The 22,335-nt window shown below is 77.9% G+C and carries 11 protein-coding genes; 10 read left to right on the top strand and 1 reads right to left on the bottom strand.

All coding sequences use genetic code 11. The features are described 5' to 3' along the window. The first annotated feature begins 7 nt into the window (after window positions 1-7). From ACQEVZ_RS44305 to ACQEVZ_RS44280, 6 genes are read left to right on the top strand one after another with little or no spacing between them, the layout of a single operon-like run. Window positions 8-757 carry a LysM peptidoglycan-binding domain-containing protein gene (locus ACQEVZ_RS44305; RefSeq protein ID WP_344506885.1) on the top strand — a complete coding sequence of 250 codons (750 nt, stop codon included), beginning with the start codon at window positions 8-10 and terminating at the stop codon, window positions 755-757. Further along, window positions 754-2,319: a VgrG-related protein gene (locus ACQEVZ_RS44300; RefSeq protein WP_433379254.1), complete on the top strand. Its 1,566-nt coding sequence runs from the start codon at window positions 754-756 to the stop codon at window positions 2,317-2,319. Before ACQEVZ_RS44305 ends, ACQEVZ_RS44300 begins: the two co-directional genes overlap by 4 nt. Before the next feature lie 20 nt (window positions 2,320-2,339). After that, a complete protein-coding gene (locus ACQEVZ_RS44295) occupies window positions 2,340-2,615 on the top strand; it encodes a PAAR domain-containing protein (protein WP_433379251.1) in 276 nt (91 codons plus the stop codon). Further along, window positions 2,612-3,067 carry a GPW/gp25 family protein gene (locus tag ACQEVZ_RS44290; RefSeq protein WP_433379248.1) on the top strand — a complete coding sequence of 152 codons (456 nt, stop codon included), beginning with the start codon at window positions 2,612-2,614 and terminating at the stop codon, window positions 3,065-3,067. Before ACQEVZ_RS44295 ends, ACQEVZ_RS44290 begins: the two co-directional genes overlap by 4 nt. Continuing rightward, complete coding sequence (locus ACQEVZ_RS44285; protein WP_433379245.1) at window positions 3,067-4,971, top strand: putative baseplate assembly protein; 1,905 nt, start codon at window positions 3,067-3,069, stop codon at window positions 4,969-4,971. Before ACQEVZ_RS44290 ends, ACQEVZ_RS44285 begins: the two co-directional genes overlap by 1 nt. Further along, on the top strand, window positions 4,968-5,492 hold the full coding sequence (locus ACQEVZ_RS44280; RefSeq protein WP_433379242.1) for a phage tail protein: 525 nt from the start codon (window positions 4,968-4,970) through the stop codon (window positions 5,490-5,492). The genes ACQEVZ_RS44285 and ACQEVZ_RS44280 overlap by 4 nt, the downstream gene beginning before the upstream one ends. 54 nt (window positions 5,493-5,546) lie before the next feature. On the opposite strand, the gene ACQEVZ_RS44275 is transcribed toward ACQEVZ_RS44280, so the two are convergent. Then, on the bottom strand, window positions 5,547-8,450 hold the full coding sequence (locus tag ACQEVZ_RS44275; protein ID WP_433386064.1) for a BTAD domain-containing putative transcriptional regulator: 2,904 nt from the start codon (window positions 8,448-8,450) through the stop codon (window positions 5,547-5,549). A gap of 111 nt (window positions 8,451-8,561) precedes the next feature. On the opposite strand from ACQEVZ_RS44275, the gene ACQEVZ_RS44270 reads away from it, so the two are divergent. From ACQEVZ_RS44270 to ACQEVZ_RS44255, 4 genes are all read left to right on the top strand, one after another. After that, window positions 8,562-9,905, top strand: a complete 1,344-nt coding sequence (locus tag ACQEVZ_RS44270; RefSeq protein WP_433379239.1) for a hypothetical protein — start codon at window positions 8,562-8,564, stop codon at window positions 9,903-9,905. Beyond that, window positions 9,902-12,166, top strand: coding sequence for a CHAT domain-containing protein (locus ACQEVZ_RS44265; RefSeq protein WP_433379236.1), 2,265 nt, complete (start codon window positions 9,902-9,904; stop codon window positions 12,164-12,166). The genes ACQEVZ_RS44270 and ACQEVZ_RS44265 overlap by 4 nt, the downstream gene beginning before the upstream one ends. Window positions 12,167-12,462: 296 nt before the next feature. Next, window positions 12,463-21,282, top strand: coding sequence for a hypothetical protein (locus ACQEVZ_RS44260; protein WP_433379233.1), 8,820 nt, complete (start codon window positions 12,463-12,465; stop codon window positions 21,280-21,282). Further along, window positions 21,282-22,298, top strand: a complete 1,017-nt coding sequence (locus tag ACQEVZ_RS44255) for a hypothetical protein (protein WP_433379230.1) — start codon at window positions 21,282-21,284, stop codon at window positions 22,296-22,298. The genes ACQEVZ_RS44260 and ACQEVZ_RS44255 overlap by 1 nt, the downstream gene beginning before the upstream one ends. Window positions 22,299-22,335: the final 37 nt, after the last annotated feature.

The raw sequence follows: 22,335 nt of genomic DNA, 5'->3' as shown, positions 1-22,335 counted from the left end.
GGTGCGTGTGACGACGCCCGTCAGCCTGAGCACCGTCCACTCCGGACACCCGTCGGCCGCGGCGCCCGCCGGTCTGCAACGGGCCTACCTGGAGCTGCGTGAGCCGGCGCCGGGCGGGACCCCCGGCGCGCCCGGCGACGCGGTGCTCGGCGTCATCGAGTTCCAGTTCAACCCGACCGAGCTGATCGTCACCAAGCACACCCGGTGGCGCCGCGACCCGCAGCGCGACGCCCGGCGCAGCGGACCGCCGCAGTTCACCGGCGCCGAGCCGAGCCGCCTGCAGGTCGAGATGTTCTTCGACGCCACCGACACGATGGACGACCGGGTCGTCGCGGCCGTCGAGCGGCTCTTCGAGTGCTGCGTGCCGACCGAGCGCAGCCGCGCGGGCCGGCGCGGATCCCCGCCGTGGGTGCTGTTCCACTGGGGCGGCACGATGAGCTTCCCCGCGTATGTCAGCAGCGTCACCGCCAGGTACAGCCTCTTCACCCCGGACGGCACGCCGGTGCGCGCCACCTGCGCGGTGACCCTGGAGGAGCTGTCCACGGAGGCGCCGTCCGGGCTGCGGCGGGCCGCGCCGCCGGGCGAGCGCGTCCACGTCGTCGCCGCCGGTGACACGCTCACGTCGGTGGCGTTCGAGGCGTACGGCGACCCGGCGGCCTGGCGGCGCATCGCCGAGGCCAGCGGGATCGACGACCCGCTGCGCCTCACGCCGGGCACGCGGCTGGTGATCCCCGGGCCGCGGGGCGGTGCGCCGTGACGTTCCTGATCGAGGTCGACGGGGTCGCGCTGCCCGACGACGTGGCGGCGATGCTGACGTACGCGCGGGTCGACGACGACACCGGGCTGCCGGCGATGTTCACCCTCCGGTTCGGCGACCCGCAGCAGGCCGCCCTCGACAAGGCCGGTCTGCGCATCGGCGCCGAGGTCTCCGTCCGCGTCCCGGTGCCGGGGCGGCCCGCCCGCACGCTCACCGACGGCGAGGTGACCTCCGTCGAGCGCGAGTTCGGGCCGGGCGGCACGACCACCGAGGTGCGCGGGCTGGACGCCACCCACCGGCTGCAGGGCGCCCGGCGGGTCGCCGCGTACCTGGGCATGAGCGTGTCGGAGATCGTCGCCGCGATCGCCGCGCGGGCCGGGCTGCGCGCCGTGCCGGTCGCCGAGACCGGCGCCGCCGCCCGCGCCGCCTGGGACGGCCAGCTCAGCCAGGACGACGTCACCGACTGGGAGTTCCTGCTGCGGCTCGGCGAGCTGTTCGGCGCGCGCCCGGCGGTCGTGGCCGGTGCGCTGCACTTCGCCCCCGCGGACGACGGCGCCGAGCCGCTGCCGCTCGCGGCCCGGTCGCTGCTCGCGCTGCGGGCCACCCGCAGCCGCCCGGCGGCCGGTGCCGTGGCCGCGCACGCGTGGGACCTGACGACGAAGCGCGCCGTGCAGGCGACGGAGCCGGTGCCGGGCACCGCCGGCGGCGTCGAGCAGCGGGTCGGCGGCGTCGCGCACCGGCCCGACCTGGTGCGCGTGGCGGCGGAGGCGGCCGCGGCCCGCGCCGCCGCGGCCGTCGAGCTGGAAGGCCTCGCCGAGGGCGACCCGGCGCTGCGGCCCGGCGTCGCGGTCGAGCTCGTCGACGCGGGCGAGCCGTTCGAGGGCCGGCACGTGCTGACCGGCGTGCGGCACACGTTCGACGCGCAGGCCGGGTACACGACCGCCTTCACCGTCGCCCGCCCCACCCCGGCACCGCGGCCGCCCGGCCCGGTGCGCGGCCTGGTCCCGGCGGTCGTCGGCGACGTGCGCGACCCGCTCGGCCTGGGCCGGGTCCGGCTGATCCTGCCGTGGCTCGCGCCCGGCTACACCACCGGCTGGGCGCGCACCGTGCAGCCGGGCGCCGGCCCGGGCCGCGGCGCGCTGGTGCTGCCGGAGGTCGGCGACGAGGTCCTCGCCGGGTTCGCGGGCGACGACCTCGACGCGCCGTACGTCGTCGGCGGCCTGCACAACGGCACCGACCCCGTGCCGCAGCTGTCGCGGGAGCCGGTCGACCCGGTGAGTGGCGCCGTCGCGGTCCGCGGGTTCGTGTCCCGGCACGGCCACCGCGTCGAGCTGATCGAGGACGGCGGGGTGCTGATCGCCACCGCCGGCGGCGCCGCGACGGTGCGCCTGGACAGCGCCACCGGCGCCGTGCACGTCAGCGGCCGCGGCGTGACCCTCGACGCCGGCACCGGCGACCTGACCCTGCGCGGCCGGCGGGTCAGCGTCGAGGCGGACGCGGACGCCGAGATCACCGCGAACGGGCAGGCCGTCGTGCGCGCGGCCGTCATCAGGCTCAACTGACCATCGGAAGGAGTGGGGCGATGCGTCCCGCGGCAAGGATGGGTGACCCCACCGGGCACCCCGGCGTGCTCGTGGGCGGGGCACCGACCGTCCTCATCGGCGGCGCGCCCGCCGCCCGCCAGGGCGACCTGCACGTGTGCTCGTTCCCGCCGCCGGCGGTGCACCCGCCGTCCCCGGTGGCGACCGGCGCGCCCACGGTGCTCATCGGGGGCCTGCCGGCGGCGCGGATGGGCGACATCACGGCATGCGGCGCGCCGATCGTGACCGGTTGGCCGACCGTCCTGATCGGCGGGTGAGGGCCGTGCACGCGGGGCAGCAGGGCCACGTCGGCGCCGGATGGGCGTTCCCGGCCGGCCTCGACGCGCTCGGCACGGTCGCGCTCGCCGGCGGCGACCGGCAGATCGAGCAGAGCATCCGGCTCATCCTCGGCACCGCGCCCGGCGAGCGGCCGATGCGCCCCGACTTCGGCTGCGCGCTGCACGAGCTCGTGTTCGCGCCCGCCGACGCGTCGACCGCCGGCCGGGCCGCGTACGAGGTGCGCCGCAGCATCGAACGCTGGGAGCCGCGGATCGCGCTGCACGACGTGACCGTCGGCTTCGAGCACGCCGAGGCCGGCATGTTGACGATCACGCTGCGGTACACGGTCGTGGGCGAGCGCGACCCGCGGGCCGTCACCGTGCCGTTCCAGTTGTTCCCCGCCGACGCGCCGGACCCCGTCGCGGCGGCGCACGAACCGGAGGGCCGCTGATGCCCACGCCCGCACCCAACCTCGACGACCGCGACTTCCAGAGCCTGCTGGACGACGCGCTGCGGCACGTCCGTGCCCGCTGTCCCGAGTGGACCGCGACCCAGCCGTCCGACCCGGGCGTCACGCTGCTGGAGGCCGTGGCGACCCTCGTCGACCAGCTGATCTACCGGCTCAACCGGGTGCCGGAGCTGCACGAGCGGCGGCTGCTCGAGCTCATCGGGATCGCCCCGTTCACCGCCCGCGCGGCGCGGACCGAGGTGACGTTCCTGCTGTCGGCGCCGCAGCGGCAGCCCGTGCGGGTCCCGGCCGGCACGCAGGTCACCGCGGTGCGCACCGGCGACGACCGGCCGCCGGTCTTCACGACGACCCGCGAGGGCGTGGTCCTGCCCATCGGGCTGACCCATGTGGTCACCGCCGCCGGCGGGCAGCCGCGCGACCGGACCGCCGAGCTGACCGGCGGGGTCGGGGTGGCCGCGTTCGGCGACCCCGCGCAGCCCGACGACGCGCTCTGCTTCGGGCTCGACGCCCCGGCCGCCGACACGGCCCTGCTGTTGCAGCTCCGGTTCGACACCCCCGGCTACGGCGTCGACCCCAACCGGCCGCCGATCGTGTGGGAGGCGTCCACCGACGACGGCTGGCGCTCCTGTGATGTCGAGGTCGACGGTACCGGCGGGCTCACCCGCGACGGTGACGTGCTGCTGCACGTGCCGGCGGGACACCACGAGCGGGTCATCGCCGACCGCCGCGCGTCCTGGGTGCGGGCCCGCCTCGTCGTCGGCGAACCCGGCTACGTCAACCCGCCGGTGATCCGCGCCTGCTCGGCCGTCGCGGTCGGGGTGACCGTCACCGCCGAGCACGCCGACGTCATGGACGCCGAACCCCTCGGCGTCGCCGAGGGCCGGCCGGGCCAGCGGTTCCGGCTCGAACGCGGCCCGGTCGTGGCGGGCTCCGCGGTGATCGAGGTCGACGAGGGCGACGGCTGGCAGGCCTGGCCGGAGGTCGCGACGTTCGCCGACGTGGACGCCGACCGGCGGGCCGTGCGCGTCGAGCACGACGAGGTCGTCTTCGGCCCGGCGATCCGCCGGCCGGACGGGTCGGTGCGCCAGCACGGCGCCGTCCCGCAGCGGGGCGCGGCGGTCCGCGCCGCCCGGTACAGCGTCGGCGGCGGCCGCGGCGGCAACGTCGCCGCCGGCATGCTCACCGTGCTGCGCGACGCGATCCCGTTCGTCAGCCGCGTGACGAACCGCCGGCCGGCCGCCGGGGGCGTGCCCGCGGAGAGCGTCGCCGAGGCCGCCGCGCGGGCGCCGGTCCACCTGCGGACCAGGGGCCGCGCCGTCACCGTCGAGGACTACGAGGTGCTCACACGGGAGGCCGCGCCGGAGGTCGCCCGCGTCCGCTGCGTGCCCGACGACAACGGCGGCGTCCACGTCCTCGTCGTGCCGGCCGTTCCCGCGGGCGTGTCGCCGCGGCTCGAGGACATGCGCGTCGACGAGGGCACCTACCGGCGGATCGCGGACTACCTGGACCGGCGCCGCTGCATCGGCGCCCGGGTCACCATCGAGCCCGCCCGCTACGCGGGGGTCACCGTCGTCGCGGCGATCCGGGCGCAGCCGGCCACGGACGTGGAGCTGCTGCAGGCGGCGGCGATCGCGGCGCTGGAGCGCTACCTGGACCCGTTGCGCGGCGGCCCGGCCGGCACCGGCTGGCCCTTCGGCCGCGCCGTCGGCCACGGCGAGCTGTTCGCGCTGCTGCAACCGCTGCCCGGCGTCGACACCGTCGACCACCTGGCCCTGCACGCCGCCGACGTGAGGACCGGGGAGCGGTCGGCGGCGCAGGACCGTGTCGAGGTGCCGCGGGACGGGCTGCTGCTGTCCTTCGGCCATCAGGTGCGGGTGGTCGTATGACGACGCTGCGCTCGCCGCATCCGGTGGCGGCGTTCCTACCGGCGGTCGTCGCCGAGGACTGGTTCATGGCCGCCCTCGCCGGCGGGATCGACGACCTGCTCGCGCCGGTGCTGCTGCACATCGACACCCTGGGCGAGTACCTGGATCCGCGGCTGGCGCCAGACGACTTCGCGGACTGGCTGGGCTCGTGGCTCGGGATCGCGCGGGACCCGGCGGTCCCGGCCGCGCGGCGCCGGGACCTCCTCGCGCACGCCGCCGACCTGTACGCGTGGCGCGGCACCCGGTGGGGCCTCGAACGGTTCCTGGCCCTCGCCACCGGCGGGCGGGTCTCGGTCGACGACGGCGGCGGCTGTGTCGTCGCCGGAGGACCGGACCGGCTGCCGTCGGGCCCGGTGCGCGTCCGGGTGCGCGTGCCGGCGTCGGCGGGCCTGGAAACCGCCTGGTACGAGCGGGCCGTCGGCGACCAGGTGCCGGCGCACCTGCGGGCGGCCGTCTCGATCGAGATCGTCGGCGAGTGGTAGCCGGGCCGGCCGTCGATGCGTCGTAGCGGTGCCGGGCGCGGGGTGCCCGCCGGGTCAGTGTGCCGGGGTGGCGTCGAGGGAGGCGAGGACGTGGGCGTACTCGCGCCTGGCCCGGGCCGCCGCCGCGAGGTTGCCCAGCTGCCGGTAGCCGTCCACGACGAGCCGCCAGCCGGCGTCGCAGTACCGGTCGATCTGCACGCAGCGCTCGGCCGCGGCGACCGCGTCGGCGGTCTCACCCGCGGCCAGCAGCGCCGTCGCCAGCTCCGTGGCGGCCTCCGCGGCGCGCCGGCGCAGCACCTCCCGCTCGTGCACCACCCACTCCGCCGGGCCGTCCTCCGGCAGCAGCTCACCGCCGTAGGCGAACAGCGCCTCGTGCAGCGCCGCCGCCCTGGCGGGGCCGTCACCGGCGACGGCCGCCCTGCGCGCCTCGCGCAGCGCCGCGGCGAAGCTGCCGATGTCGCTGTAGCCGCCGGGCGGCAGCGTCAGCTCGTACGCGTCGCCGTCGCGGGACAGCAGCCGCGGCTCCGGCGGCAGGACCGCCCGCAGGCTGGACAGCGTGACGTGCAGGCTCCGCGTCGCCGAGGCGGTGGCGACGCCGGGCCACAGCGCCTCCAGCATCGTCTCCCGGTGCAGCGGCCGGCCGGCGTGCATCGCGAGGAGCCGCAGCGCGACCCTGGTCCGCGGCTTCACCCCGGCGAGGTCGAGCTCCCGGCCGTGCAGCCGCAGCTGGAACCCGCCGAGGCAGTACACCTCGACCGGCGGTGCCTGCACCGCCGTGGCCGGGTCGCCGCCGGGCCGCTCGCCGAGCCACCGCAGCACCGCCGCGGCCGGCAGCCCAGCCTCGACCACCCGCGCGATCCCGGCGCCCTCCTGCCCTCCGCCGCCGCGCCTGGCGTTGCTCGTCTCGCGGCCTCCACGCCCGGCGGCAGCAGCTTCCGTGGGGCTGCTGCCGCCGTTGGTGTTGGGGTCAGTGGTGGCGCGGGAGGCGGCCGCGGCGGCGAGGGCGGCCGCGGCCGAGACTCCGGCGTCGCGGGCGAGGCGTTCGGCGCGGGCCGCGCTCGCCGGGGCGTCCGGGTCGCCGGCGGCGGCCTGCGCCACGCTCAGCAGCGACTCCGCCCACGCCCGCAGCACCGGGGCGTCCAGCGCCGTGCAGTGCCGCAGCAGCTCGGCGGCGTCGTCGGCGGCCGGGACCGGCGTGCCGACCAGGCAGACGAGCGCCTGCGCGAGGGCGGCGCCCCAGCGGTCGCCGTCGCGGTCGCACTCGGCGACGGCGGCGCGTGCCTCGGTCAGGCCCTGCGCGGTGCCGTCGAACGCGCCCAGCGCCCGGGCGATCCGCACGATCCACGGCTGGCCGGCCCACTCGGCGTCGGCGGCCAGGCGGTCGAGCTCGCCGCGGGCGGCCGGCCACGCGCCGACGACGTCCAGGCAGGCGTGCAGCAGCCGGACCCCGAGGTCGGCGACGCCGACACCCGCAGGCGGATCGGGCGGCAGCGCCCGCCGGGCGCCGTCGGGGTCACCCGCGAGCAGCCGCGCGGCGGCCCGCACGAGCGGCTCCCGCGTGGCGGCGGCGACCTCGGCGGGGGCGCGGCGGGTCGCGGCCCGCAGCTCGCCCGCGTAGTGCCCGGGCAGGGTGGCGCCGCCGGGCGCCCACAGCGCGGCGAGCCGGCGGGCCGCCCGGCAGAGGCCCCGGCCCTGCTCGTCGAAGAAGTGCTCCTCGGCGGCGCGCAGGCACAGCACCGCCGCCTCGATCCGCCCGCGGGCCAGCAGGTGCCGGCCCTTCGCCAGCATGAGCCACGGGTCCTCGGCGACCAGCCACTCCGGCAGCAGGTCCTGCCACGGCTCGGTGCCGTCGCCGGGGTCGTCGGCGGCCCGCCCGCCGAGCCGGTCCAGCAGCGCCCGGACCTGGTCCCAGTCCTCGGCGCGAGCGGCGGCGCGCACCGCCTCCACGAGCGCGCCCTCCTCGGCGAGGAGCGTCGCGGCCCGGGCGTGCAGGGCCCGCGCACCCGCCTCGCCGAAGCGTTCCGCGAGGGTCACCGCCAGGTGGGCGCGGAGCACCTCGTGGTAGCGGTAGCTGCGCCCGCCGTCGGTGCTGGCGGTGAAGGCCTGCCGCCGTTCCAGCTCGGCGAGGTGCTCGCGGCTGCCGCCCCCGTCGTCGAGCAGCCGCTCGCACCGCTGCGGGGTGAGCACGTCGAAGACGCTGGTGCGCAGCAGGAACTCCCGCAGCGGCACCGGCAGCTCGGCCAGGACCGTGTGCGCCAGGTACGCCCGGGTCAGCGCCTGCCGGCCGTCCAGCGCGGCGACCGCGCGGCGGCGCTCGACCAGCGGCCGGTTGTGGGTCGACAGGTGGAACATGTGCAGTCCGGCGGCCCAGCCACCGAGGCGGCGGGCGAGGGCGGCGACGTCGTCGGGTGGGAGCGGCTCCCGGTACACCTCCCGCAGCAGCCGCTCGGCCTCCCACGAGCGGAACCGGAGCTGCTCGCCGTCGACGATGCTCACGTCGGCCAGCTCGTAGCGGGCCAGGTTCAGCCCCGGCATGCGCCGCCCGGCGGCCAGGACGTGCAGCCAGGACGGCGCCCGTACCAGCAGCGTCTCCAGCGCCTGTTCGGCGTCGGGCGCGGCGAGCCGGTGCAGGTCGTCGACGATCACCAGCGTCGGCGGCCGGTCCTCGCCGCCGAGCGCGGCCGCGAGGGCCTGCGGCTCCTCCGGCAGGTGCGCCGCACCGGGGATCGCGGCGCGCATCCGGCGGGCGACGGCCGCGGCGCTCGCGTCGGCCGGGTCGACCCGCCACCAGCCGACCGGTCCCTCCCAGCGGGTGGCGTACTGGGCGAGCAGGGTGGTCTTTCCCGCTCCGGCCGGCGCCACCACGAGGGCGAGCGGCCGGGTCCGCAACGCCGCGAGCTCGTCGAGCAGCCGCCCCCGGACCAGGCCCAGCCGCTCGGCGCTGTGCAGGCCATCCATCACCGCCACCGGTCTCCGTCCGTCGGAACGCCGATACCAACCGTGTCCGCCGTGAGCTATACAAGCGGTACGCGGCCAGATGCGGAAGGTGTCAGACGGAAAGGTGTCCCCTTGGACGCGGTACACATCCGAGTGACGGAGACCGCGGAGGGCATCGACCGGCTCCGCCGCGAGATCGCCGCGTGGACCGACCGGCGCCGCGCCCGCGACCCGCGCCGGCAGTTCCACACGGCATTGACCAGCATCGACGACACCCTCGGCGGCGCCGCCGAGCGGGTGGCCGCCGCGTTCCCGGCCGCCGCGACCGGCACCCCCGGCGAGATCTTCGACGCGTGCCGCCGGTTCGAGGGCCGCGCCGCGCTCGTGCGCCGCCTGTGGAGCTGGTACGCGGCCAAGTTCGACCAGCGCGACGACCCCGCCCACCGCCGCGCGCTCGCCGCCGCCGACGAGGTCGCCTGGAGCGTCCACGCCGGGCTCGTCCGCGGCGCGCTCGCGCACGGCCTGCCCGTGCCGCCGTCGCCGGCGCCGCTGCCGTTCCTCGACCCGGTGCAGGCACCCGAGGCGACGCCCCGCGACGCGCCACCGGCCGCACTGCGCCCCGACAGCGCCGACGACCTTCTCGCGGTGCTCCTCGCCAGACTCCCGGTGCCGACCGTGGCGCTGCCCGCGGGTGCCGCCTGGGCGCCGTGGACCCTGGTGCTGCTCGGTCACGAGGTCGGGCACCACCTGGAGCACGACCTGCTGCCCGGCGGGGCGCTGCGCGACCGGGTCCGCACGGCCGTCGGCGCGGCCGGCGGCGACGACGCGGCGTCGTGGGGCGGCTGGAGTCACGAGCTCTTCGCCGACCTGGCCGGGCTCGTCACGATGGGCGCGGCGTCGGCGGAGGCGCTGCTGCCGTTCGAGCTCGGTGGCGGCCCGTCGATGCTGGACCGCGGCCGCGGCAGGTACCCGGCGCCGCTGGTCCGCCTGACCGTCCTGTCCGCGCTCGCGGACCGCCTCGGCCTGCCGCCCGTCGGCGTCCCGCTGGGCGACCCGCCCGCCACCGACCGCCGCGCCGCCGCGATCCGCCGCGACCTGGGCCGCGTGACCGGCGTCGTCGACGCGCTGCTCGGTCCGCTGTGCGGGCCGGTCGGCCTCGCGGACCTCGCCGGCTTCGACCCGTCCGAGCACCACCCGGGCGGCGCCGTCGACCTGCGCGCGGGGCTGCTGCTGCGCGGCGACGGCGCGGCGGGGGAGTCCGGCCCGCGGGCCGTGCTCGGGTACGCCGCAGCCGGCCACGTCGCCCGTTCGCGGCTCACCGACCCTGCCGCGGTGCGCCGCCTCGCCGACACGACCCTCGACGTGATCACCGCCTGCGCCGAGCCCGGCCTGCGCGACGCGGGTCCGGCCGCGCCCGCCGGCTCCGCCGTGCTCGCCGCCGAGCTGGCGGCGCTGCTGCTGCGGGACGAGCCGTGACCGCGCTGCGGATCCTCGTCGACGTCGCCCGCGACCCGGCCGGCGACGGCTGGACCGTGCGCCTGACGAGCCCCGGGCAGCCCGGCTGGTCATGGCCAGCGCCGGGCGCGCCGCCGCGGCGGATGCGGGCGGGCACCCACGCGGGCCGCCGGGTCCCGCTGCCGGACCCTGACTGGTGCACGGGCGGGCCCGAGCACTCGTTGTGCTGCGCCGCGACGGCCGAGTCGGTGGCCCGGGCGGTGGCCGCCATGGCCGTCCGCGTCGGCGCCACGACCGGCGCCGCCCTCGGGGGCTTGCTGCATGCCGCGCTCCTCGGCCCGGCCGCCACCGGCGGTGGCGGGGCATGGGCGGCGATCGGGGACCTCGTCGCGCTGCACCCCGGCGCGCCGCTGGAGCTGGCGCTGCGGTGGCCGGTGGGGGACGCCGACCTCAGCGGGCTGCCGTGGGAGCTGCTGCACGACGGGCGGCGGTTCCTCGCCACGTCCGCCGGTGGGGCGCCCGTCGCCGTCACCCGGGTCCTCGCCGGCACGCGGGGCACGGCCGAGCCGCTGCGGGTGCCGCCGCGGGTGCTGTTCGTCGTGGGGACCGCCGCGACCGACCTGCGGGTCCGGCCCGGGGCCGAGATCGCCGGGCTGCTGCGCGCCGTCCGGCAGGCGGGCGCCCGCATCCACTACCGGATGCTGCACGACGCCAGCCCCGACCGGCTCGAGGCGGCGATGGAGACGTTCCGGCCCGACGTCGTGCACATCATCGCCCACGGCGGGACCGGGCCGCACGGGCCGTACATCGTGCTGTGCGCGGACGACCCGAGGGTCAAGGAGGAGCAGCGGTACGCCGCGCAGCTCGCCGAGCAGCTCACCGTCGGCGGCCGGAAACCGCCGGTGGTCGTGCTCAGCGCGTGCGAGACCGGGGCGCTGCACGTGCCCGGGCCGGGGATGGCGACGCCGTTCGCGGTCGACCTCGTCGCCGGCGGCGTGCCGGTCGTCGCCGCGATGGCGGGCATGGTCAGCGACCGGGCGTGCCGGCTCTTCACCCGCCGCTTCGGCCAGGCGCTCGCCGCCGGCACCTCGATCGTCGCCGCGACCGCCGAGGCCCGGCGGCTCACGTTCGCCGCGGACGCCGCCGGCGGGCTGGACTGGGCGCTGCCCGCGGTGTTCCTCGCCGACGAGGACGAGCCGCTGCCGATCCGCGCCGGCGACGGCGGTGCCGGCCTCGCGGCTGGCTGGATCAGCGCGTACGGCCTCGAGGAGGACCCCGTCTTCTGCGGCCGGGAGAACGTCCTGTCCGCGTTCCTGCCGCTGCTCGCCGGTCCGGGCGGCCGCCGCACCGGCTGGGAGTCCGGGCGCGACGAGCCGCGCCGCGGCGCCCTCGCGATCTGCGCCGAGCCGTCCGCCGGGGTCGGCAAGACCCGCACCCTGCGCGAGATCGCCCGGCAGGCGCTGCTCGACGGGCACCTGCCGGTCCTCGTCGGCACCGGCGGCGGCGACCTCGTCGCGCCCCGCAGCCACGCCACCCTGTGCTCCGCGGTGTCCAACGGCATCGAACAGGTCCGGCTGCACCTGGGGCTCACCATCGACGAGCTGACCGAGTCCGCCGGCCTCGCCGACGTGCTCGCCGGCACCGCCGACGCCGACCCGGCGCTGCTCAACCCGACCGTGCGGCGCCTCGTCGGCCGAATGCCGCTCGCCGCCATGCGCATGGCGCTGCAGCTGGACCTGGCCGCGCTGCTCGCCGACGCCCGGCGGCGCTGGCCGCACCTGCGCGACGGCCGGGCCGTGCTGCTGCTCGACAACCTCGACCAGACCGCGCAGGACGTGCTCGACGCGCTGCTCGGCGGCGGCATGCTCGGCGAACACGGCCTCGGCGACGAGCAGGAACCCCTTCCCGTCGTCCTCATGATCAGCGCACCGCGGATCGTCGACGACATCCGGCAGGGCCGCCAGCGGGGGCGCTGGCTCGCCCACGTCGACCTCGCCCCGCTCAGCGACGCCGGCGACGAGGACCTGTTCGCCTACGAACAGGTCATGCTGCACCCGTTCCTGGGCCAGAAGGCGCCCGGCTTCACCGACCGGCCCTGGGCCGTGGACCGCACCCTCACCCCGGAGGAGGCCGCGCCGATCGTCGTCACCTGGCGCCGGTACATGAAGGGCCTGCCGTACAACTTCGTCGAAGGCGTCGTGTTCCCGCTCGCCATCGAGATGTCGTTCCACGCGAAGTACGTGCTGTCCGCCGACGACGACGTCACCGCGGCGGGCCTGTGAACCCGGACCAGCCCGACATCTCGGCCGCCGCCGCTCGCGACGAAGACGCCCGTGTCGCCGCCGCCCGAGACGCCCTCGCCCGCGAAGCCGCCGCCCGCGACGCCTACGCCCGCATGTCCTCTGACTTCTCCGCCGCCGTCAGTGACGCCATTGCCCGCGGCACCGCTGCTGGTATCTCGGCCGCCCGCGATGCCGCCACGCCAGATGCCGCTGCCGGCGGAGCAGGGGCTCGTGATGCGGGCGCCCGTGGTACGGGCGGTGATGCCGCTGACAGCCGTGGTGCGGTCGGTGGTGCCGTGAGCGCCCGTAGTACGGGCGGCGGTGACGCGGGCGGTCGCGGTACGGGCGGACTGGACGCGAGGGCGCTCGACGCGGGGCTCGCCGCGCGCATCGAGGCCGACCGGCGGGACCGGATCGCGCGGATCGGCGCGGAGGCCGTCGCGTGGCTCGCGCTCGCCCCCGAGTGGACCCGCCGGGTCGCCGCGGCCGCCGGGTTCCCCAGCCTCGACGCGGTGCTGACGGAGGCGGTCGAAGCCGGCTGGTGCGTCGCCGAGCGGCACCGGCTCGACCGCCGCGGTGCCCTGGTCAGGGCCCGGCTGCTCGCCACCACCATCCGCGAGCTCCCGGCGGCGACGACCCCGTGGCTGCGCCGGCAGCTGTGCGCCGAGGTGCTCGCGGCCGTGCCGCAGATCGGCTCCGACGCCACCAAGGCCACCCTCCTCGTCCAGATCGCCCGCGGCCTGCCCGGCGAGCTGACCGCCGACGCCCGTGCCGTGGCCGCCGCGGTCATGGACCCGGCCCAGCGCGCGTACGCCCTGGCCGTCACCGGCGCCGACCCGTCCACAGTGGACCCGCTCGGCGCGGAGGACCGGCTGCGCGTCGCGGCCGTCCTCGGCGACGCCGCAGGCGTGGCGGCGGCCGCGGTGGAGTGCGCGGCACCGTACGCGGAACTCGTCCAGCTGCTCGGCGACGTCGCGCCCGCCGTCCTCGCGCCGGCGGTGGCCACCCTGGAGGCGGGTCCGCCGTCCACTGAGGACGATCCCGCCGACCGGGCCGCGGTGCTCGCCGCCACGGGTGGGCTGCTGCCGGCGTCCTCCGCCGAGTTGGCGCAGGCCCGGGTCGAGGCGTCGCTCACCAGTGTCCACCCGTCGATCGGCGCCCTGATCCTCGTCGACCTGGCCGCCCTCGCCGCCGCCCGCGGCCGCCCCGATGACGCGCTCGGGTTCGCCGAACGGATCCTCGACGAGGGCCTGCGACTGGAGGCGTACGCCGCCGCCGTCCGCGCCCACCCGCCCCTCGCAGCCGCGGTCGCCGGCATCGCCGAGCCGGTCGCCCGCGCCGCCGCCGAAACCGCCGAACCGGGCCAGGAAGGCTGCGTCGCGCTCGTCGAGACCCTCGCCGCCGCCGGTGCGGGCGCCGCCGCCGAAAGCCTGGCGACCCTGCTCACCGACCGGCGCGGCCACCCCGACGCGATCGCCGCACTGGCCCGCGCCGCCGTCGCGCTGCGCAGCGCCGGCCGGGTACGGGCCGCCGACCGGATCGTACGGGCCATCGGATCCGCCGTGCTGCCGGACGACCGTACCGTGCGGGCGACCGCCAAGCTGCGGTCCCTGCCGGCCCTCGCGCCGCAGGAGGCCGCGCGGGTCGCCGAGGAGGCACGGATCGCGGCCGAGGAGGCCGAGGAGCCCGACGCCGCGGTGCTCGCCCGCCTGCTGCCCTACGTGGCCGACGCCGGCGCGCCCGCGCTGCTGCGCCGGGTGCTGGAGCTCACCGCGCCCGCCGGGAGCGACGCCGGGTTCTGGATGCCCGACGCGGCCCGCCCCGACGTGCTCGCCGCCCTCGCCGCGCAGCACGGCACGGCGTGGCTGCGGGCGGTGTCCGTCACGGCCGCGGGCAGGGTGCGGTCGCCGGAGGTGCAGGCGCTGGCCGTACCGGCGACGCTGCGGCAATGGGTGAACCTCGCCGGGACCGCGCAGGACCCCTCCGGCGCCGCGACCGCCCGGCGCCTGGAAAGCGCGTGCGGGCCGCTGCTGGAGTCCGGCGCCGTCGGCGAGGCCCTCGGCTGGGTCGAGACCGCGCGGCTGCTGCTGCCGGTCATCGGCGGCGAGCTGGAGACGAGCGTGCTGCTCGTGTCGCGGCGGGCGGAGCTGGCGCAGCGGCGCGAGCAGGACCGCCGGCACCTGGAGCGGTTCCTGGTGCGCCGCGGGCCGGTCGAGGAGTTCGACCAGCTGCTCGCCGAGCCCGACGACGGCGGCCGGTGGGCGCTGCACTACCTCGGCCAGGGCGGGATCGGTAAGACGACGCTGCTGCGGTACCTCACCGCCCGCCTCGCGCCGGAGCGCGGGATCATCACCAGCCGCGTCGACTTCGACCACCTCGACCCCGACTACCCGCTGCGCCGCCCCGGCCAGCTGCTGCTGGAGCTGCTGCAGGAGCTCGGCGCGCACGCGACCGCCGGCGGCGCCGACACGTTCTTCCGCCGCGTCGACCGGCAGCTGCGCGACCTGCGCCACTGGGCGCCCGACGACACCGCCCTCGACGCCCTCGCCGCGCTCGACTCACCCGCGATGCTCGCCGCGATCGAAGGCTTCTGCGAGTTCCTCCGCCTGCTGCCGCGCCGCGTCGTGCTCGTCCTGGACACCTGCGAGGAGGTCGCGAAGTTCCGCCCCGAGGCGGGCCGGATGCCGCAGCTCGTCGCGATGTTCACGCTCCTGGAGCGGATCCATGCGGCGGTACCGTCCGTGCGCGTCGTTCTCGCCGGCCGCCGGCCACTGGTCCGTGCCTCCGCCGCCGGCGTTGCGCCGCTGCCGTCCGGGCAGCCGTACCTGCGGGTCGCGGAGGTGCGCGGGTTCAGCCGATCGGAGGCTTCGCAGTACGTCACCGACCGGGTCGGCCTCACCCTGCCCGCCGCGGACCTCGACCGGCTGCTCGCCCTGTGCCCGGAGCCGGTCCCGCGGTCCGGCGAGGTCCGGTACAGCCCGTTCGACCTCGCCCAGCACGCCGCCGCCGTCCGCGAGGACCCCGGTTACCTGCACGCCACGGCGCAGCTGGGGGCCGACCCGTACGTCGAGCACCGCATCGTCCGGCGCCTCCGCGAACCCGCCCGCGGGCTGCTCGCCGCCGTCGTCGCCCTGCGCCGCTTCGACCGCGAGATGCTCGAGGCCGCCACCACCGCGCCGCACCGCGACCGGCTGGCCGAGGCGTGGTTCGAGCTGGCCGCCACGGAATGGCTCGAGTACCGCGTCCACCCGCCGCTCGACACGCCCTTCCTGGAGGTGCACGGCAGCCTGCTGGACCGGCTCGAGCGGTACTTCGAGCGGTACCCGCAGCACCACGAGCGGCTCGAGGCGCAGCGGGCGCTCGGGCTGCGCCTGCCCGGCCTCGTCGACACCCGCCCCCTCGACCGCCTACGCGTCGAGCACGTCGACGCCGCCCTCAGGTGCGCACCCCCGGACCGCGCGGCGACGCTGTGCGACTCGCTGGCCCGCAGGGTGGTGTCGGAGCAGGCGTGGGGCTGGGCGGAGACGGTGTTCGCGCGGATCCTCAGTACCGACGGCGCGCTGGCCGACGCCGCGCATCCCGCGACGGCGGGCGCCCGGGCACTGTACGCCGCGGCCGCCGGCAAGATCTCGGCCGCCACCCCGCTCGTGCCGATCTGGACGGAGGTCGCCGACGCCGTCGCCACCGACCCGGGGGCGGGCTGGCTGCGCCTGCGGGCCGAGCACGCCGCCATCGGGCGCGGCGCGGACCGCCGCCCCGCCCTGCATGCACTCCTGGCCGCCGCGTCGGTGGCGGTGCCGGCCGGCACGCCCCACATCGACCCCGCCCCGCCACCGCCGGGGGGCGCTCCCGCCGCCTCGGGCGGTGGCCTCGGCGGCGGCCTGGGCCTGGCGTACCACGGCGGCGGCCTGGTGGCCGGCGCCGGCGGCGTCCTTGGCCGGGGCGCCGATGGGCGGTCCCTTGGCGGCACGGGCGTCGGCACCGGCCTGGGGGCGGCCGGCGGTGGTTCGACGGCCGGCGGCGTGGCGGGCGGTAGTGGTGGCGTCGCTGGAGGTGTTGGCGGCTCGGGTCAGGGTGGTGTCGGCGGTACGATCGGTGGCGTCGGCGGGGCTGGTTTCGGCGAGGCCCTCGGCTGGGTCGGCACCGGCGGTGTGGGGGGCACCGGGGGAGCGGGCTTGCAGCCCACATCGCCGCAGCCCACACCGTCGCTGGTCGTGTCGGAGATGTCCGGCATCGGGACGGCCGTGGGCGCGACGCTGGGCATCCCGCCGGGGACGGCCGCGGGCTCGGTCCTGGGCCGCTGGGCACCCGGCAACGCTCCGGAGCCCGGAACCTCGCAGGACGGCGGGTCCCGCACCTCGCCGGGCGGTGCGGCTGGTGTCAGGCAGGGCGCTGCGGTGGGCGCTCTGGAAGGGCGCGTGGCCGGCAGAGCACCTGGTGAGCTGTCCGGGCGTGACGTGCGGCAGGCCGTTGCGCCGGGTGGGGCGGTGACGGGTGGGCCTGGTGAGCTGTCCGGGCGTGACGTGCGGCAGGCCGTTGCGCCGGGTGGGGCGGTGACGGGTGAGCCTGGTAGCGGGTTCCGTGGCCCGCTTGACGGCCGTCGATCCGGAGATGGCACGCCTGGCGAGACGGGCGCGGCCGGCGCGGCACCCGGACAGCGCCTGACGAGTGAACCGGGCAGGCACGGTGCTGGCAGTGCTGGCGGTGCAGGCGGGGCGGCGGTGCGGGCGATCGCCATCGCGGTGGGGGACGACGGGGCGGCCGTGGTGGCGGGGGATGCGGCTGGGACGTTGCGGGTGTGGGACTTCGGCAGCGTGCGGGCGGTGACGCCGCCGCGGCGGGCGCATGCGGGGGCGGTGCTGTCGGTGGCGGTGCTGCGGCTCGGCGGGCGGCCGGTGGCGGTGAGCGGTGGGACGGACGGGTGTGTCCGCTGGTGGCCGGTCGAACCCGGGCCTGCCGCGGACCTCCCGGTCCTGCGGGGCGCGGGTGCGGTGACCGGGCTCGCCGCGGTCGACGGTGCCGGTGGTCCGGTGGTGGCGGTGCTGCGGGACGGCAGGGTCAGGCTGTGGCCCGCCGGGGCGCCCGACCATCTCGCTCGTGAGGTGATCGTCCCTGGGCTGCCCGTCACCGCTCTCGCGGCCGTCGAGTCAAGTCAAGCCACGGTGGGTGCGCCACAGGACACTGTGGACAGTGGTGGGGCGGTGCTGGTGGTGGGGGCCGGGTCGGGGGTGGTCCGGGTCGATCCGCGGACCGCGACGGCCGGGGCTGCGAGCAACGGTGCCGCTGCCGTGCATGCCGTCGCCGTCACGAGCGCTGGTGGGCCGGCGTCGCTCGCCGTTGTCGCGGCCAAGGACGGGGCCCGGGTGCACGACCTCGGTGTGGGCGGCGGCGTGCGGAAGCTGGCCGGTGCGGAGGTGCTCGTCCACGCCTGCGCGGTCGCGCCCGACGGCAGGTGGTTCGCGACCGGGGACGCCGACGGGGCGGTGCGGTTGTGGGACGCGGCGAGCGGGGAGCCGTTGCGGGTGTTGCGCAGCGGCGGGGCGGTGCTCGCGTGCGCGGTGGCGCCCGACGGCACGTGGGTCGCGGCCGCCGGCGGGGACGACGCCGCCAGGCTGTGGGACGCGGCGACGGGGCGGCCGCTGGCGGAGTTGGGTGGGCACGAGGGCGGGGTGTGGGGGTGCGCGGCAGGGCCCGACGGGACGTGGGTCGTGACCGCCGACGGTGCCGGGGTCCTGCGCCGGTACGCGACCGCCGGTGGCCCGCCCGTCTGGGAGTTTCCGCACGGCGGCGGGCTGCGAGGGTGTGCGGTAACCCCGGACGGGAGAGGTGTCGTGGTGGGTGCGGCGGGCGGGGCCGTACACCTGCATGACGCGCAGACCGGGGCGCTGCGACGCACGCTTGAGGGCCACGCGGGCGGGGCGTGGGCGTGCGTGGTCGCGCCCGACGGCAGGTGGGTGGCGACGGCCGGCGCCGACGGGGCGGTGCGGCTGTGGGACGCGGAGACCGGCGCGCCGCTGCGCACCCTGACCGGTGCGGTCGGGCCGTTATGGGACTGCGCGGTCGCGCCCGACGGCAGGTGGCTGGCCGCCGCGGGCAACGACGGCGCCGTCCGGATCTGGTCCGCGACGGGCGCATCCGGGCCCGTCCTGACCGGTCACGCGGCCGGGGTGTGGGGGGTGGCGATCGCGCCCGACGGCACCTGGCTCGTCGCGGGCGGGCGGGACGTGCGCGCCTGGGACGCGGCGACCGGACGGCGTCGGCTCGCGTTGTCGGGTGCGGTGCCGGAGGCGGGCCCTGCCACCGCCGTCGCGGCCGGCACGCTCGACGGGCGGCCGATCGCGCTCACCGGTGCCACCGACGGCCGCATCCACGCCTGGGACCTGCGCGCCGGGGTGCCGCTCGGCGCGCCGATCGCCGGGCACGACGCCGCGGTGACCGCGATCGCCCTCGCCACCGTCCAGGGCAGGACCGTCGCGGCGACCGGCGCCGCCGACGGCACGGTCAGGTTCTGGGACCTCGCCGAAGGCTGGCGTCGGGCCCGGCTGCTGCTCGGCGACGCCCTCGCGGCCGTGTCCGCCCGGCTGGACCAGATCGAGCGGAGCCCGGACCGCGACGTGCGCGCGCTCGGCGTCGGCCGTGCGCAGGTCGACGAGCTGGCCGCCCTGGCCGAGGCGTGCGGGGCCGCCGCGTACGCCCGCATGCTCCGCGCCCGCCTCGCCTGGCTCTCCGGCGACGTCGACGAGGCGGACCGGCTCGCCGGGGAGGCCCTCGCCGCGCTGCCGGACGACCCGTCGGCGCCGCTGGATCCGTTCGTCGGCGCGGACTGGGACGCGCCCGCCGTCACCGCCGACCGGGTCCGCCTCGAACTCGCCCGCCTCGCCGGCCGACCCGTCCCGGTGCCGGCCCGCCCACCGGGGGAGCCGGACCGGTCGGTGACGGAGCCGGACCGGCCGCTTGCGGTCTCGGACCAGTCGCCGGCGCATCCAGAAGCGCCGCTGACGGACCCGGACCGGTCGTCGGAGGAAGCGGACCGTCTGCTGGCGGAGCCGGAGCGGATGCTCGCGCGGGCGGACCGGGTGCTGTTGCTTGACGCCGCGGGTCGGGCCGGCAATCCGGACGCCGACCGGCTGGCCTCGATCACGCTGCTGCACATGCTCGCCCACCGCGTTGTCGACCGCGGCACTGTGGTGGCGGTCGAGCAGGCGCTCGGCTCGACCGTGACGCCGCCCGCGACGGTCGCCGCGCACGAGGCGGTGCCGCCGCTGCGGGTCGCGCTCGCCCGGGCCTGGGGTGCCCTCGGCGGCGCGGCGGAGGCGCGGGCCGCGCTCGACCGGGGGCGGGTGGCGGACCGGCCCACCATGGACGTGTTCGACGACGCGCTGCTCGACCTGGCCGTGCTGCTCAACCGCGACTGGGGCCGGCACCTCCGGCAGACGTCGACGTCCCAGGCCGCGGTCCGGGCGCGGACCGTGCTCGACCCGTCCGCGGTCAGACCCCCGGACCCGTACCCACGGGAGCGCGAGGGCCCTCCGCCGCAGGAGTGGTGGTGGCGGCACCGTAACCAGCCCGACGCCGCGGCCCGGCGGGCGCTGCTCGACGCGGCGCTGTTCGGCGGCGACGAACCCCCGGCGCTGGACTGGCTGGAGCCGGCCCTCGGCGCCCGCCGGATCGCGGAGATCGCCCTCGAGGAGGGGCGGCTCCTCGCCGTGTACCGCCCAGCGGCCGGCCAACGCCTGCTGCGATGGGCGGCCGACCGGTTCGCCGTGCTCGGTGAGCAGCCGCAGCCGGCGTCGGGACACTCGGTCCAGGCGCCCGTCGCAGACCCGGTGCCGGCGCCCCCCGCGTCGCCGGTGGTGCCGGCATGGGCCGAGCGGTGGGCGGTCCGCTCGCAGGACTGGCGGCCGCTGACGACCACATGCGGGATCCTCGCGCTCGGGTTCCTCGTCGCGTTCGGGTACGGGCTGGGATTGGCGCTGCTGCCGGTCGCGGTCGCGCTCGCCCTCGTGCCGGCGGCGAGCATCGGGTTGGACTGGTTGTGGGAAGGGCTGCCCCGGTGGTCCCGCACCTGGCGCAGGACGCCCCGGCGGGTCCTCGTCAGCCTCCGCGTCGGCCTCCCCGGGCCCTGGGTGAACAGCCAGTCGCGAATGCTGGTCAGCGCCGAGTGGAAGGACCCCGCGGCAAGCGCCCGGGTCGCCGTGCCGTTGCGGCAAGGGGCGGACGCAGACGCTCCGGGATGGCCGCGCCGGCGAGCCCGCCGGGCGGCAGCGGTCCTGGCCGCGGCGGATCGGGCCGGGCTGCTGGTGCCACTGCACGTCCTCCCGTCCGACGACGGGGTGGCCTGGGAGGTGCCGCTGGCGCAGGGTGCTGGGGTCCTGCTCGACACCCGCAGGATCTGGGAAGCTCAGGGCGCGACCCTGCCGGCGGATCCGGGCTGGACCGTGCTGGCGGGGCCGATCCGGCGGACGCTGCTGCGCGAGACGATGGCGGCGCGGGACACGGTGGAGGCATCCGGCGCCGTCACGACCGGGCTGCTGGCCGTCGCGGGGCTCGCCGTCCTCGTCGACGGGCAGCCCCGCATCACGGTCGAGGCGCTGACCGTGCACCCGGACGACCTGCCGATGGACCGGCTGCGGCTGGTCCTCGTCATCGCCGACGCCACCGAGCCCGGACCGGACAACGCCCTGCTGCGCAGGTGCTGTGGCGACCTGATGCGGGCCGGTGCGGCGGCCGTGGTGCTCGTGCCGGCGATGCCGCTACAGCATCTCGGGCCGGTCCTCGCACCGTTCGCGGCGCTCACGGACGTGCCGGCGGCAGGTGCGGGACCGGCGGACGACTCGGCGGCAGGCGCGGGACCTGTGGACGACCCGGCGTCTGGCGCGGGACCGACGGACGGCCCGGCGTCAGGCGCGGAGGTTACGGACGGCCTGGCGGCGGATGGCGAGGCGGCGGCGGTGGGCGGCGAGGTCGCGGCGGGTGGCGAGGCTGCGGCGGGTGCGGGGCTCACCGGGATCCCGGCGGCGGTGCGGGCGGCTCGTGAGGAGTTGGCGCGGCGGACCGATCGGGCGTACGCGGCGGAGATGACGTTCTTCCAGGTGCAGACAGGGAGCGAGGCGTAATGGGGTTCTGGTCAACGGTGCGCACCACGGTGCGGCGGCCCGCGGAGCAGCTGGTGTTCGCGGCGCTGCCCGCCGAGGGGGCCACGCCGCTGGTGCCGCGGCAGGGGTACGTGCGGGTGTGGCTGTCGCAGATGTTCCTGCAGCACCGCTCGACGCTGCTCGCCGACTGGGTGCCGGCCGCGCACACCAGGGTCGGGATCACCGCGGGCGGGCGGACGACGCACGACTACGGGCGGGTGCTGCGGCCCGAGCCGGGGCAGCTCACCGACGGCGTGCGGCTCAACTTCGCGCTCACCGACCTCGTGCCGTACGAGGGCGGCGAGATCGAGGTGACCGCGGTGCTCTTCGGGCTGCAGTCCGGCAACCATCTCGACGTGGCCGTGGACGTGCTGTCGCTCGTGTCGCTGCTGCCCGTGCCCGCGCTGCCGGTCGCGGCGAAGGTGTCCGAGACCGCGCGTGACCTGGTCGTGCGTTCGGACGGGCGGGTGCATCTGGATCTGCATCAGACGTTCAGCGCGGACGGTGGTGGTGGCGCCGTCGTCAGCCCCGGCCACCTGGCCGTCGTCCTCACCGCGCAGCGCGACCTCGCCGCCGCGGACCTGCGGGTCGTCGGCGACCGGCTGCACGTCGTCCGGGACGGGGCCGTGGTGCCGCTCGCCGGCCACGACTTCATGCTGCTGCGCCTCGAGTGCCGCACCGAACGGCCCGACCTGAGCATCCCCGACGCCGACCGTGCCTGGGCCGCGGCGGTCCACGCCTGGAGCGAGGGCGACGACACCGCCGCCGATGGCTACCAGCGCGCCGCCCGCGCCGCGGTCCTGCTGTCGCCGCTGCTGTGTGACGGCGACCGCCGCCGCGTCGTCGCCGCGATCGCCGCGCAGTGGCAGCAGCTGCGCGGCCAGGCGCAGGGGCTGACCGCCGACGCCGTCCCGGAAGGCCTGGACGCGCTCGTCCGCCGCTGGTCGCCGGCCGCCACCAGCGACCCCATCACCCCTGCCGAGGCGTTCGCCATGTGACACCGGGACGAAGGCCCGCTTCAGTGTTCCCGCCGAG

The organism is Dactylosporangium sp. CA-152071, assembly GCF_050936335.1.
GTDB lineage: Bacteria > Actinomycetota > Actinomycetes > Mycobacteriales > Micromonosporaceae > Dactylosporangium > Dactylosporangium maewongense.
This window is presented reverse-complemented; position numbering and strand designations above follow the sequence as displayed.